This is a genomic window from Pelovirga terrestris, assembly GCF_014773365.1.
In the GTDB taxonomy this organism is placed as follows: domain Bacteria; phylum Desulfobacterota; class Desulfuromonadia; order Desulfuromonadales; family Geopsychrobacteraceae; genus Pelovirga; species Pelovirga terrestris.
In genome coordinates this window covers 183,554-197,983 of record NZ_JACWUN010000003.1, presented here as the reverse complement: position 1 = coordinate 197,983, position 14,430 = coordinate 183,554, and the positions used below count along the sequence as shown (strand labels likewise).

Annotated in this window: 10 protein-coding genes; 7 read left to right on the top strand and 3 right to left on the bottom strand. The window is 52.1% G+C overall.

The window, feature by feature from the left end; genetic code table 11:
• Positions 1–11: 11 nt before the first annotated feature.
• The 7 genes from ICT70_RS03925 (at position 12) to tpx (ending at position 9,844) form a co-directional block, all read left to right on the top strand.
• Entirely contained in the window at positions 12–2,693 is a 2,682-nt protein-coding gene (locus ICT70_RS03925) for an ATP-binding protein (protein WP_191154078.1), read from the top strand.
• A 22-nt stretch (positions 2,694–2,715) separates the two neighbouring features.
• A complete protein-coding gene (locus ICT70_RS03920; RefSeq protein WP_191154077.1) occupies positions 2,716–3,132 on the top strand; it encodes a bacteriohemerythrin in 417 nt (138 codons plus the stop codon).
• Between the two features lie 59 nt (positions 3,133–3,191).
• A complete protein-coding gene (asnS, locus tag ICT70_RS03915) occupies positions 3,192–4,580 on the top strand; it encodes an asparagine--tRNA ligase (RefSeq protein WP_191154076.1) in 1,389 nt (462 codons plus the stop codon).
• Between the two features lie 290 nt (positions 4,581–4,870).
• Positions 4,871–5,839, top strand: coding sequence for a TAXI family TRAP transporter solute-binding subunit (locus ICT70_RS03910; RefSeq protein WP_191154075.1), 969 nt, complete (start codon positions 4,871–4,873; stop codon positions 5,837–5,839).
• A gap of 300 nt (positions 5,840–6,139) precedes the next feature.
• Positions 6,140–8,722 (top strand): TRAP transporter permease, encoded by a 2,583-nt coding sequence (locus ICT70_RS03905; protein ID WP_191154074.1) that lies wholly within the window; start codon positions 6,140–6,142, stop codon positions 8,720–8,722.
• 75 nt (positions 8,723–8,797) lie between these two features.
• Positions 8,798–9,307: a universal stress protein gene (locus ICT70_RS03900; RefSeq protein ID WP_191154073.1), complete on the top strand. Its 510-nt coding sequence runs from the start codon at positions 8,798–8,800 to the stop codon at positions 9,305–9,307.
• A 12-nt stretch (positions 9,308–9,319) separates the two neighbouring features.
• Positions 9,320–9,844 (top strand): thiol peroxidase, encoded by a 525-nt coding sequence (tpx, locus tag ICT70_RS03895; protein ID WP_337906635.1) that lies wholly within the window; start codon positions 9,320–9,322, stop codon positions 9,842–9,844.
• 138 nt (positions 9,845–9,982) lie between these two features.
• Here tpx and ICT70_RS03890 read toward each other — a convergent pair whose 3' ends face one another.
• The 3 genes from ICT70_RS03890 to ICT70_RS03880 form a co-directional block, all read right to left on the bottom strand.
• Positions 9,983–11,812 carry a sodium:solute symporter family protein gene (locus ICT70_RS03890; RefSeq protein WP_191154071.1) on the bottom strand — a complete coding sequence of 610 codons (1,830 nt, stop codon included), beginning with the start codon at positions 11,810–11,812 and terminating at the stop codon, positions 9,983–9,985.
• A gap of 189 nt (positions 11,813–12,001) precedes the next feature.
• Complete coding sequence (locus ICT70_RS03885) at positions 12,002–12,262, bottom strand: DUF4212 domain-containing protein (protein ID WP_191154070.1); 261 nt, start codon at positions 12,260–12,262, stop codon at positions 12,002–12,004.
• Between the two features lie 181 nt (positions 12,263–12,443).
• Positions 12,444–14,357: a DUF294 nucleotidyltransferase-like domain-containing protein gene (locus tag ICT70_RS03880; RefSeq protein WP_191154069.1), complete on the bottom strand. Its 1,914-nt coding sequence runs from the start codon at positions 14,355–14,357 to the stop codon at positions 12,444–12,446.
• Positions 14,358–14,430 lie beyond the last annotated feature (73 nt).

Genomic DNA, 14,430 nt, shown 5'->3' with positions numbered 1-14,430 from the left:
ACAGGTTTCTTATGGTGGTTGTTCACAGCAAATTCACCTCTATTAATTCACGTCTTAGGATCCTTTCGATTTTCTCTCTGCTGATTTTTCTGCTGACAACGGTCGTTGTCTTCCTGCTGTTGGCACGCCTGCAGGACAATGTTGACCAACTGATCGGGAATCGTTTTGAGCAGGCCCTCGATAATTCACAGAATCGTTCTGATTTTGGTGTGCTGGTAGCGCGTCTGGGGGTGTTCCGTGCTACTTTTTACGGGAATCGGGACCTGGTTGCGACTGAAGGTCGAGCGTTGGAAGCGTTCATTGAACAGCTGGCCGGACAGGTCAGGGATCATGAGCAGCGCCATCTGCTCTATCAGCTGCAGGAAGAATATCAACATTTTCTTCATCGCGCTTACTGGATAAACTATACCTTTTTACAACGGCGGTGGCAGGAAGAAGGGCTGGATGACCTGCTGATATTCAACAGCGAAGGGCTTATGCGGCAGATCATGGCAGGATCTGTTGATGATACGGTGATGAAGACCTTCGTCGAGCTGCGCCAGTTACGGGTTGGTTTTCAGCAAGTTTTGACGATGTTTTTGTCGGTTGATCGCACCTACGAGCAGATTTTCCTGCCCTTGGATCAGCGCGCCATCCTTGCCCAACTTGAACCGATTAAGGCCATTGCCGGTAAGTTTTCCGCCAGAGACTTTCCCGCCAATCTGTTCGGACGTGAGTTGCTTGGGCGGATTGACCATATGGCTTATCTGCTCCATCAACATCAGCGTGACATTGCCCTGCTGAGCGAACAGGGGCAGCGTCTTAACCTCCTGACCGAGCGGATCACGGCTGCGATGCAGGATCTCGATCTGCAAGCCAGTGGCGCCGTCAGAACAGCCAGACAGGAGATCAGCACTACCTTGCGTCAGGTTTTTGCCGGTGCGCTGGCCGTCTGTTTTGTCCTGATAGGAGCTGTTCTGGGCAGTCATCGCTGGTTGTTTATCCGTCACGTGCAACAGCCGATGGGGCAGGTAGGGGAGCGCTTGCGGGCCTTTCAGGAGGGCGATCGCTCGACCCCTATGCGGTTGGAACGTTCCGACGAATGGGATCAGATCGAGTCGGTGTTCAACGATATGTTGGGCAGCCTTGAAAAGAGCTTCGTTTCCGTGCGGGACTCAGAGAGCCGCTACCGCGAAATTTTCACCAACGCTACCGAAGGGATCTACCGCGCCAGTCTTGATGGTCGGTTCCTGGCCCTGAATCCGGCTGCGGTGGCGATGCTGGGACACACCACAGAGGCGGAAGCTCTTGCTTATTATGATGATCTTGAAAACCAGTTGTACGTCAATCCGCAAGATCGTCGGCGGTTGCTCCGCCTGCTATATGACCATGGCGCCAGCAAAGATTTTGAAGTGCCGGCAAAGCGTAAAGATGGCCAGTTCTTCTGGATGGCGCTCAATAATCATCTGGTCTACAGTGATAACAAGGAACCCCTGTTTATCGAAGGAACCATGCAGGATATTTCCCTGCGTAAGACCACTGAAGAAAGTTTGAACCAGTTGAAAAACTTTCTTCAGCGCATCATTGATTCCATGCCGTCCATTCTGATCGCGGTGGATGCGGAGCTGAAGATAACGCTCTGGAATCGGCGGGCGGAGCAGGAATGCCGATTGAGCTCTTCCCACGCTAGAGGAATCGCCCTGAAGGATGCCCTCCAGCTGATTAAATACAAAACCATCCTGACCGCGTTACAGACTGCATTGGCCAGCCAGAAACCGGTTCGCCTGCAACAGGTTGAAGGGTATGGGCAGGACCGGAGCAAAGCGAAGCGGCACTATAATATCCTGATTTATCCTCTGCCCAGTTCCCAGGACGGTGGCGCGGTCATTCATATGGATGATGTGACGGAACAGGTAGCGTTGGAACAGATCCTGATTCAGAAAGAAAAGATAGAATCCGTTGCCGGACTAGCGGCCGGCTTTGCCCACGAGCTGAATAATCCACTGGCGGTGATTTTACAGACAGTGCAGGTTCTTCAGCGACGTTTGTCCCCGGAATTCAGTAAAAACTGTGAAACAGCTGAACAGCTAGGCACCTCGATGAAGGCCATTGCTGCCTATCTACACGAGAAGAAGTGTGACATCATGTTTGGTTCGATTGCCGAAGCCGGTACCCGGGCAGCAAAAATCGTTGAAAATATTCAGACCTTCAGCCGCTCATCGGGCAGTGATTTCTCGCGCCATGCTCTGGATGATCTGGTCGAACGAACCCTGGATCTGGCGGTCAGCGACTATGACATGCGCCGCCAGCTGAAATTTCAACGCATCGCCATTGTTCGTAATTATCATTCTATCCCGGAGGTGGTCTGTGATGCCGGGCAGATTCAACAGGTGATCCTGATTTTGTTGAAAAATGCCGCGCAAGCGCTGGTGAATGTTGATGCTGATCCGCAGATTACCCTGCGACTTGAAGCTAAAGGCAGTTATGTTTGCCTCGAAGTCAGAGATAACGGCACAGGGATGTCCCCTGAGGTGTGTCGCCGGGTGTTTGATCCTTTTTATAGCACGCAGGAAGTAGGTCGGGGGGTGGGCCTGGGTTTATCGATTGCGTATCATATTATTACCCAGAATCATCGGGGTTTTATGTCGGTATCGTCGGAGTCAGGTAGCGGCAGCAGTTTCGAGGTTTGCCTGCCGACGCTTAATGAAAACTAGCAGGCATTAGCAGAGGGTGAAGATGGCGATAATCAAGTGGAAACAGGTATATGAAACCGGTATCGTGGTGCTGGACAAAGAACATCAAGAGCTGGTTAAGCAGATCAATGTCCTGTTTGAGGCGGTGCGCGACAAACGGGGGAATGAAGTGTATGCCGATGTCGTTGCGATGTTGGATGTCTATGTGCTGGAGCATTTTGCTCACGAAGAAAGGCTGATGCAGGAATATCAGTTCTCCGGCTTCGAGGAACATCAGCAGGAGCATCAACGTCTTGTTGCTGCAGTAGAAAAACGAAAAACCGACCATGCTGCCATGGATGAGAGCGCCGCCCGAGAATTGCTGAATTTTTTGCGTACCTGGCTGCTTGAGCATATAGTGAAGGTGGATAAAAGATATGGATCTTTTATCGAGTCGCGTGGCGGACGCTTTGTTGATTAACGACCGCTGGTCGTTCACGTCGTTCGCTGGTGGTACTGAACCAAAGGACTGGTATGCAGATGTCGACATCTCGATCCACAGTTAAGGAGTTACTCAACAGTTCAAAGCAACAACCGCAGATCCGCGTCTGCGGCTGGGTCAGGTCGGTGCGCCGGGGAAAGGATATTGCTTTTATTGCCCTGAATGATGGCAGCTGCCAGGGTTCACTGCAGATCGTTGTTGCTGCCTCCCTGCTGGAGGCGCCGGCGCTGACCGCACTGGGCACCGGGGCCTGCATTGCTGTGCAGGGAAATCTGGTGCCATCACCGGCCGCCGAGCAATCATGGGAGCTGCAGGCCGACCAGTTGGAGTTGCTCGGTGGGGTCGATGCCGCTTATCCGTTACAGAAAAAACGCCACAGCTTTGAATATCTGCGCAGCATCGCCCATCTTCGTCCGCGGGCCAATACCTTTGGTGCGGTCTTTCGCATGCGTAGTGCCCTGGCGTTTGCTGTGCACCAGTTTTTTCAGGAGCGGGGTTTTTTGTATGTCCATACCCCGATTATTACTACCAATGATTGCGAAGGCGCCGGTGAGATGTTCCGGGTAACCACCCTGAACCCTGCTACCCCTCCCATGATTGATGGCCGGATCGATTGGGCACAGGACTTTTTCGGCAACAGGGCCGGGTTGACGGTCAGTGGTCAGCTGCAGGGTGAGTTGTTCGCCATGGCTTTCGCCGATATCTATACCTTTGGCCCAACCTTCCGGGCTGAGAATTCCAATACCAGTCGTCATGCCAGTGAATTCTGGATGATTGAACCGGAGATGGCCTTTGCCGACCTGGAGCGGAACTGTGAGGTGGCCGAAGCGTTCTTCCGCTATCTGGTTACCTACGCTCTGGAGCATTGCCGTGATGACCTGGCTTTTTTTAACGAGCGTATTGCGCCGGGGCTGATTGATCGCCTCGAACAGCTTGTCGGGGGGCAGTTTCACCGAGTGAGCTATAGTGAGGCGATCAGACTGCTGGAGCAGTCGGGTCGAGCCTTTGAGTTTCCGGTGGCCTGGGGACAGGACCTGCAGTCGGAACATGAGCGTTATCTGACCGAAGAGGTGTTTGCCGGGCCGATTTTTGTTACCGACTACCCGCAGCAGATCAAGGCCTTTTACATGCGCCGCAATGATGACAACAAAACCGTTGCCGCCATGGATCTGCTGGTGCCGCGGGTCGGTGAAATCATCGGCGGCAGTCAGCGTGAAGAGCGCCTGGAGGTGCTGGAACAGCGCATGATCGCGCACGGAATTGAACCCGCCAGCCTGGATTGGTATCTGGATATCCGGCGCTGGGGAAGTTGTCCCCATGCCGGTTTCGGTCTCGGCTTTGAGCGTTTGCTCATGTATCTGACCGGCATGGAAAACATTCGTGACGTTATTCCCTTCCCACGCACTCCAGGTCATGCGCGTTTTTAGCTCTCAGTCAGGCGGGTGCCGGGCCGACTTCCGGCTATTGTGCAAGCGTTGTGCACTTGTCTGAACGCCTTGATTATTGTCCTTCTAATGGTTATAATTCCGGCACTGCTTGCTGCTTGAGGACTTTTGTGTCTGCCTGATGCGCCCGGTCCCCACCTCACCAGACTGTTTTAAGCAACAAATGTCCTGTCAGTGCCGGTCATTGTGTTATAGTGGCGCTTTCGATCTATATTTTCGCCCACATCGGGTGGGCTTTTTTCATCAATCATAGATCTAGGAGGCTGAAAACCATGAAAAAGCTGTTTATGTATGCCCTCGCCCTGACCGTAGCTATCGGGATGACTCCTGTCCCCGAAGCGGTCGCCAACCAGTTTGTCACCATTGGTACCGGTGGCGTCACGGGTGTCTACTATCCCACTGGCGGTGCGATCTGCCGGCTGGTCAACAAGGATCGTAAAGATCACGGTATCCGTTGCACGGTTGAAAGTACCGGTGGATCAATTTATAACCTGAACACCATTGCCGCCGGTGATCTGGACCTCGGCGTTGTCCAGTCTGACTGGGAATATCATGCCTATCACGGTACCAGCACCTTTGAAGCTGCCGGCCCCAATAAAGACCTGCGTTCTTTATTTGCCATTCATCCCGAGCCTTACACTGTTGTTGCCCGTGCTGATTCCGGTGTGCGCAACTTCAAGGATCTTAAGGGCAAGCGCGTGAATATTGGTAACCCCGGTTCCGGTCAACGTAGCACCACCGAGGTTGTTCTTGACGCTCTTGGTTGGACCGTTAGTGACTTCCGTCTGGCTTCTGAGTTGCGTCCTGCCGAGCAGTCTGCTGCCATGTGTGATAATCGTATTGACGCCATTGTTTACGTCGTTGGCCACCCGAACGGTTCGATTCAGGAAGCAACGACTGCTTGTGACTCGGTACTGGTTAACGTAACCGGCCCTGAAATCGACAAGCTGGTTGCCGAGCGCGATTATTATCGTGCCGCATCGATCCCGGGTGGAATGTATCGCGGCAATAGCGAGACTACGACAACCTTTGGTGTCGGTGCGAACTTTGTTTCTTCCACCAAGGTTCCTGAAGATGTGATTTATCATGTTGTTAAGGCCGTGTTCGATAATTTTGACGATTTCAAGCGTCTGCACCCAGCTTTTGAAAATCTGAAAAAAGAAGAGATGGTCAAGGATGGTCTCTCTGCCCCATTGCATCCTGGCGCTATTAAATACTACAAAGAGGCTGGTCTACTTTAATAAACACCCACAAAATGCACCGCTTCGGCGGTGCATTTTTTCCGTTGCGGCCTGCTCAAAACCGGCAGAAAGCCCGGGACCATCTATCTAATTTGTATCTGTTCAGCACCAGGCCAGGATCAAGGGGCGCTTTTCGTCATCCATGACCGCTTTTTGTCGCCGTCCATGGTGACCAAAAACCCTTGCCACAGGCTGCTCGACCCGGTGCAAGGATCGTGCTGAACAGTTGCTCTAGGTTAATCAATTTGAATGCGTTGATGGATACGTATCCGGTGCTTGTTCGAATGAAGGGGCATGATCATGAGTGACACGTTAGCGACCAGTACTCTCAACGATAAACTCAAAAAGGTAATGGCCGAAACGGAAGGGGGGGCGCGTAACCCGACCGGGGCAGTGCCTAAAAAAATTCTTTTTTTTGTTCCGCTGTTCTGGTCTCTGTTTCAGCTTTGGTACGCCTCACCACTGCCCTACCTTTTTAATGTTTTTGTTCTCAATGATACCCAGGCGCGCTCTATTCACCTGGCATTTGCCATGTTTCTGGCCTATACCGCGTTCCCCACTCTAAAAAGTTCACCATCAAAGTATATTCCTGTGCAGGACTGGATCATCGCCCTGATTGCAGCTTTTTGTGCCGGCTATCTGTATCTGTTCAATGCGGAACTGTCCATTCGGCCGGGTAGTCCGACAACGATGGATCTGGTGGTGGCAATCATCGGCATGGTGCTGATGCTCGAAGCGACGCGGCGGGCCTTGGGACCGCCCTTGATGGTTGTTGGCACTATTTTTGTTATTTATACCTTTGGTGGGCAATATATGCCCGACATCATTGCCCATAAAGGTGCCAGCTTTGCCAAAGGGATGTCTCATTACTGGTTAGGAACCGAAGGGGTGTTCGGGGTTGCCCTTGGTGTGTCCGCCGGGATGGTGTTCATGTTCGTGCTCTTTGGTGCCCTGCTCGAAAAAGCCGGTGCGGGCAATTATTTTATCCGTACCTCCTTTGCCGCCCTTGGCCATTTTCGCGGAGGGCCGGCCAAGGCAGCGGTTGTCGCTTCCGGTTTGACCGGCATGTGTTCCGGTTCTTCCATTGCGAATGTCGTTACCACCGGCACCTTTACCATTCCCTTAATGAAAAAGGTCGGTTTCAGGGCAGAAAAGGCTGGTGCGATTGAGGTGGCTTGTTCTACCAACGGTCAGTTGATGCCACCGGTTATGGGTGCGGCAGCCTTCCTGATGGTGGAGTATGTCGGTATCAGCTACATCGAGGTTATCAAGCATGCGTTTTTACCGGCGGTAATTTCGTATATCGCGCTGTTCTACATTGTTCATATTGAAGCCTGCAAGATGGGGCTCGAGGGGATGAAACGTCCGATAGTAACCTCGTTCATGCGTAAGATTTTTACCTTTGCTACGGCGATTGTGCTGCTGCTGGTCATTACTGTTGTCACCTATTATGGCCTTGGCTGGATAAAGATCGTTGCCGGAGATGGTGCTTTTTATATCGTCATTGCGATTCTGCTCGTTGCGTATCTGCTGTTGCTGTGGTTTGCCTGCAAAGTGCCGGATCTGGAATTGACGACAGAAATCAAGGAGCTGCCACCTCTAAAAGAAACCGCGCAAGCTGGTTATTACTTTTTATTGCCGATTGTCGTTCTTATGTGGTGCCTGGTTGTGGAACGTCTGTCGCCGGCATTGTCGGCCTATTGGGCCACGATGTTGATGATTTTTATTTTATTGACCCAGCGTCCTCTAAAGGGCTATTTCCGCAAAGCCAAAGGTGAGAATTATTCAGTCTTTACCGGTGCAACTGATTTGATCAACGGCTTGGTGGCCGGTGCCCGCAATATGATCGGTATCGGTGTGGCGACGGCAGCAGCGGGGATTGTTGTTGGTACTGTGACCTTGACCGGGATCGGTCTGGTCATGACCGAGTTTGTTGAGTTTATCTCTGGTGGCAGTCTCATGCTGGTGCTGTTGTTTACTGCGATTATCAGCCTGCTGCTGGGAATGGGACTGCCGACCACTGCTAACTATATTGTTGTCTCGACCCTGATGGCTCCGGTTGTTGTTGAGCTGGGGGCCCAAAACGGGTTGATTGTTCCGCTGATCGCTGTGCATCTGTTTGTTTTTTATTTTGGAATCCTTGCCGATGATACACCGCCTGTGGGTCTGGCGGCCTTCGCTGCTGCCGGGATCTCTGGCGGCGATCCGATCCGTACCGGTATTCAGGGGTTTACCTATGACATGCGGACGGCCATTCTCCCCTTCATGTTTATTTTCAACAACCAGTTACTGCTGATCGGGCTGACCGGCTGGTTTCATCTGATCATTGTCATTATAACGGCATTGATAGCTATGCTATGTTTTGCGGCGGGCACCCAGGGGTACATGCTGACTCGTAATCGCAAATGGGAATCGGCGTTGCTGCTGCTGATTGCTATCGGCTTGTTTCGTCCCGGGATTATTTGGGACCGGTTATATCCACCGTTAATGGAAGAACCGCCGTCGGAATTAGCCGTCTGGATCGGTGACATGGAGTCGGGTGAGGCCTTGCGCCTGACCCTTAAGGGTGAACGCCTGAGTGGACGCGAATATACCAAAGCAATTATGCTGACTGTCGGCAATGAGACGACCGGCGCCGAACGTCTGGCTGCTCTGGGAATAGAAACCATCGAAATTGACGGGCGGATTTTTGTTGATATGGTGGCTTTTGCCAGTCCGGCTGCGCGCGCAGGAATCGATTTTGACCAGGAAATCCTCAATTTTCAGGTGCCGACTGATCGCCCTCCCAAGGAGTTACTGTATATTCCCATTCTTGGAGCTTTGGCCGGGGTGGTAATCCTTCAATTCCGGAGGCGGAAAAAACAACAGTTGGCTTCTGGTTGAGGCAGCTTTTTTTGCGCTATAATTGAGATGGTTGATATGAGCAGTTTACCCGAAAGCCCTCAGGAGGATATATCGATGGAAGTCAGAATGAAGAACATCCTGGTAGCCCGTGATCTGGGCAAAGATTCGGCCCGGGTCATCCGTTATGCCCTCGAGCTCGGTTGTAAGTTCCACGCCCAGATATATGTCCTACACGTTATGCCCACCGTTGACGCCTCGGTGATGAACATGGTGTCCCTGGCAATGGGGGCTGACAAACTGGCAAAATTCAACAAGGAAAACGAGGCGGAACTGGCTGCGCAGACCCGCAAGCAGCTTCATGAACTGATTCTTGAAGAAGCCGAATATTTGGAGGAAGAAGTTGCCCATCCACCCAAGGTCGAAGTCCATCACGGCGAGCCGGTGCCGATGATTCTGACCATGGCTGACAGTATTGATGCTGATTTGATTGTTATCGGAAGCCACAGTAAAGGACGTCTGGAGTACGCTTTTCTTGGCAGTGTCGCAGAAAAAATTCTGCGCAAGTCTCACCGACCGGTGATGATTGTGCCGCCAAACGCCCTCAAACCAACAAAAAAGAAATGAAGGAGAAAAATGATGAGTATAGATCTGGAACGTGACGGGGCCGTAGAGTTCAAGGGAAATCCTGCCACCCTGCTGGGACCGAAAATCAAGGTGGGTGATGCTGCTCCTGACTTTCATGTTGTTGATAACGGCCTGCAGCCGGTAACATTGGCTACCGATGCGGGGAAGATCCGCCTGATCACCGTGGTGCCATCCCTTGATACCCCGGTGTGTGACGCCATGACCCGCAAGTTCAATCAGGATACTGAGGCATTGCCTGATGCTGTCGTTGTTTATACCATCAGCGTTGATCTGCCCTTCGCGCAGAAGCGCTGGTGTGGCAATGCCGGTATCGACAAGGTCAAGACCCTTTCCGATTATCAGGAGCGTTCATTCGGGTTGAATTACGGCGTTCTGCTCAAAGATCTCAAGTTGCTGGCACGCGCCGTTTTCGTTATCGATGCCGATGACCAGGTTGCTTACGTTGAGTTGGTGCCTGAAGTGACCGCCGAGCCTGATTATAATGCTGCTCTGAATGCGGTGAAGAACCTACTGTAGTTTTGTCTAAATGCATTGTTGTTGGTAAAATACCCCTGATGAACAATGGTTCTCAGGGGTATTTTATATCGCAGAGGCCTTCAGAAATTCATACAAACCGGGTATCCCAGGGTTCCTGTATCTCTATCCATTAAATTATTAGTAGGCGCGTCGGGTCTTGCTGGCGATTTTCGTTTCACCGCGATCGCGGTCAACCGGATAGCGCAGATTCTCAACCTGATGCTGGACCTCCAGCGGCGGCGGCGCGGTGAAACGTGAGACAATAACCAGCAGGGTAAAGTTGATCAGCATGCCGATCGCACCAATCCCTTCGGGCGAGATGCCGAATAACCAATAATCCGCTGAGTTCAACTCTGGATAGAATAGGGTAAAAAAGCCGATATAGGCGGCGGTAAACAATACTCCTCCCAGCATGCCGCTTACTGCTCCGTAAACATTGACCCGCTTGCTGAAAATCCCCATCAGAATAACCGGAAAAAAGGTCGAGGCAGAAAGGCCAAAGGCGAAGGCGACGACCTGAGCGACAAAACCTAAGGGGAAAATGCCGAACAGTCCGGCGACAACAACCGCTCCGGCAGCACCACAGCGAGCCCACAACAACTCCCCCTTTTCAGAGATGCTTGGCATCAGGACCCCCTTGATCAGGTCGTGGGAAATGGCTGAGGCAATGACCAGCAGCAGTCCGGCCGCTGTCGACATGGCAGCCGCGAGGGCACCGGCAGCGACCAATGCAACCACCCAGTTAGGTAGCTGAGCTATCTCCGGGTTAGCCAGAACGATAATGTCGCGATCAATATACACTTCGTTGCTGTTAGCGGTTCTTGAATTTTTGACGGTCTGCTGACCAAAGGCCCCCAGATGGCCGATCTGCTTGGGCTTGCCGACGATCGCATCGCCGGGCCCATATTGCATGCGACCATCGCCGTTCTTGTCGACCCAGGCAACCAGTCCGTTTAACTCAGCGCTTTTAAACCAGGCAGGCGCGTCGCTGTAGTGGACATTGTGGATACTGCCGATGAAGTTGGTGCGGGCAAAAATTGCCACCGCTGGTGCACTGGCATACAACAGAACGATAAAAATCAGTGCCCACCCCGCTGAAGAGCGGGCGTCGCGGATTCGCGGAACGGTAAAGAAGCGGATGATAACGTGGGGCAACCCTGCCGTGCCAAGCATCAGGGCAATCACCACGCACAGGACATCAATTTTGGGTCGGATGCCGGAGGTGTACTCGGCAAACCCGAGATCAGTATGCAGATCATTCAATACCGCCAGCAGGTGGCGGCCCTGGGCGCCGGCATCACCTAGAATTGCCGCCCCATCGGCACTGATGGTGCTGCCGATCCCGAAGAAAGGGACCGGATTGCCGGTCATCATGATCGAGATAAAGATGGCGGGAATCATGTAAGCAATGATCAGGATGCAATACTGGGCAACCTGGGTGTAGGTGATGCCTTTCATCCCGCCGATGACGGCATAGAAAAAAACCACGAACATGCCGATGACCACACCGGTATTGATCGGTACTTCTAAAAAGCGTGAAAAGACGATACCCACCCCACGCATCTGTCCGGCGATATAGGTAAAGGAGATGAGGATGGCACAGAGTACTGCAAGGATTTTTGCAAACAGGGAATAGTAGCGATCACCGATAAATTCAGGAACCGTATAGCGCCCATACTTACGCAAATAGGGCGCGATCAGCATCGCCAGCAGCACATAGCCGCCGGTCCAGCCCATCAGATACATGGAGCCGTCGCGCCCCATAAAGGAGATGAGTCCGGCCATGGAGAGAAAGGAGGCGGCCGACATCCAGTCCGCACCGGTTGCCATGCCATTCATGATCGGGTGCAGCGATCGATCAGCGGTATAGAAATCGCTGGTGGATGTGCTGCGGGCATAAAGGGCGATGGCAATGTACAAAAGCAGGGTGACGGAAACCAGAGCCCAGGTCCAGGCCAGTATGCTCATGACGAAAGGTCCTTTCGCCCGGTGCCGGGTTTAGTCTTGATACTTTCGGAGAAAGTACTAAATAAGATGGATAAGCAAAAAGCGGCAAATGCAAGGCGCGTCATTGTCGAGCAATGAGGCGTACTTGCGTACGTCGAAGCGGGGAGACGATCACAGCAACGCCGCAGATGGCGAGTTTTTGCGACGCCATCAGTCTTCATAGACATCGTATTTCTGATCGAGATGATTCATCAGGCGAACGTAAACGAGTATCAGGATGCAGAAGATCAGCAGGGACCCTTGATTGGCGAACCAGAAGCCCAGGGGAAAACCGAAGAGATTGAAGTGGTCGAGTTGTTCAACCAGTAACACGCCAAACAGGCAGGAGGCGGTGAACCAGACAGATAAAAGGATAAAGACGTATTTCAGAGTCTCTTTCCAGTAAGAATGCAGTTGCTGCTCTCTGTCCATAGGGCCTCATCGCATTGGCGGCAACAGGGAGTGGGGTTTCACTCAATAAAGATGAGCTAATGGTAGCTTGACAGGACCTCGTTGTAAAGAATCATTTCCTGTTTAAGCAACGAATCCGGGCCTGGACACTGGATATCAAGTTGCAGCAGTGATGCATCAAGCGGTGCAAAAAACGGCCTTATCAGCTGATCTGTCTGGAAAAATGGCGTTTGGTTGAATCCTGCAACTTGCCTGCAACACGGAAAGCCTCCTTGAGAAGGTCCTGCTCATTTTTTGACAGTTCATGGGGGTTGAGAAAATGTGAGGGAAACTTGCCTTGATCGATCATGGCAATTTCGTTGCGTAAACGCAAAAAGGTAAAGGCTTCGAACGCGGCCTTGATGTGTTCAGCGGTTTCCGAAGTGAAGATTTTCAGTTTGACCAGTTCGTCGATGCGCTCACTGGTGGTTGTGGCATCGATCTGCTGTTCAAGCAGGAACATACGAACACAGTCGACGATGAAGATACTGCCGGCTTCTTTGACCGAGAGGGTCCCCTTATGCTCTTTTTCGCGACTGGTGGTAAAGCGACCAATCAGACTTAAGGGAACCTTGTGCTTAAAATCAAGTTCCATCATGTGGTAGAGGAAAATCGGATGCTCTTTGATATGACGATGAACAATATCGCGCAGATCCTGGCACAGGGTCGCTTCTCCGGCAATCGGCATGAAGTCGAAAAAAATGGATGAGTAACGTACCTTCTGGGGTTCCGGCACTCTGATCCAGTCAGCGATCCGCTTTTTCCATTCTTTAAGTCGTCCACGCCAGATCGGGTTGTTGGCCATGACCTTGCCCTTACAGCGCGGATAGCCAATGCGTGCCAGGGCACCGACCAGCTTTTCAGCGAAGGGCGCAAAGAAGGCCTCTACTTCCTCGCTTTTGCTGTCAGGGAAATCCTCATAAATCAAGCCGTTGTCCTGATCCGGACCTAGCAGCATCTCCTTGCGGCCACCGCTGCCCATGATAAAAAAGCAGAAACGAATATCCGGGGGGGTCAGGCCATGGCGTTTTGCATCATCCAGCACAATTTCATAACAACGGCGAATGATGCGGTGGTGGATATAGGAGATAATCTCTATGGTCTCGACGTGGGAACGGGATTCACCCATCAGCGCCCGTGCCACCTTAACGATTTCCGAACGCGCGATGATCAGATCCTCAATGGTGCGTGCCTTGTTGATATTGCCAACCAGCAGCATTGATTTCTGACTGCGATATTTCATCAGATCCTGCAGGGTAACAATACCGACAATGGTATCGCGATCAAGGATCGGAATATGTTTATTTTTATGAGCCATCATGAAGGTGGTCGCTTCGTACATGAAGGTCTCTGGGCTCATGGTGTGGGGGTTGGAGGTCATCACCTCAGCGGCGGTGGCGGTTTTACAATTAGCCATCTGCCGGGCCAGCACCTTGGACACCAGGTCCCGCTCGGTAACGATGCCGGTCAATCGTTTGTTGGCATCGCATACCAGTACCGCTCCAATCCCGCGAACCGTCATCTGCCGGGCAATTTCAGGGATTGGTGTGTCCAGGGTGCAGGTTATTGCCGGAGCGGACATGATTTCTGATAAACGTTTTTTAAAGGGATAGGCTTCAACCTGGGTCAGGGTGTTGCTTGCATGCTCGTTAACCATATCCGAATACAGATTGCGCACCCGGGAGTAGACAGTTTTATTAAAATAGTCAGTGATGTGGGGATAGCTGGCGGCAATTTCAGCAAGCAGATCGCCCGGAATCAGATAGCATTCCGTCTCCGTCGCCGGTCGTGCACCGGCAGTATAGCCGCCATCAGTGAAGATCGGTGTGCCGCCAAAAAAAGCGCCCTCCTTGCGAAGGTCGACGGTCATTTCAACCCCGCCCGGTGCCAGTACAACAATCTCCACCAGGCCGGATTTAATCACGTAGAGGTACCCGGTCGGCTCGTCGTGCTGATTAAAGATGTGGATCTGCGCCGGAAATTTCTGCACCTTTGCTGATTCACTGATGCGCTGAAAAACCGCATCGGGTAATTGATCAAAAGGCTGGGTGTCGCGCAAGGATTGGATAAGTCCCATGAAGTTCAGCTCGTCGGTCAAGAAATAAAGACGCAGAGGCAAGCCACTAGAGTAGAAACTTGCCCGTATCGAT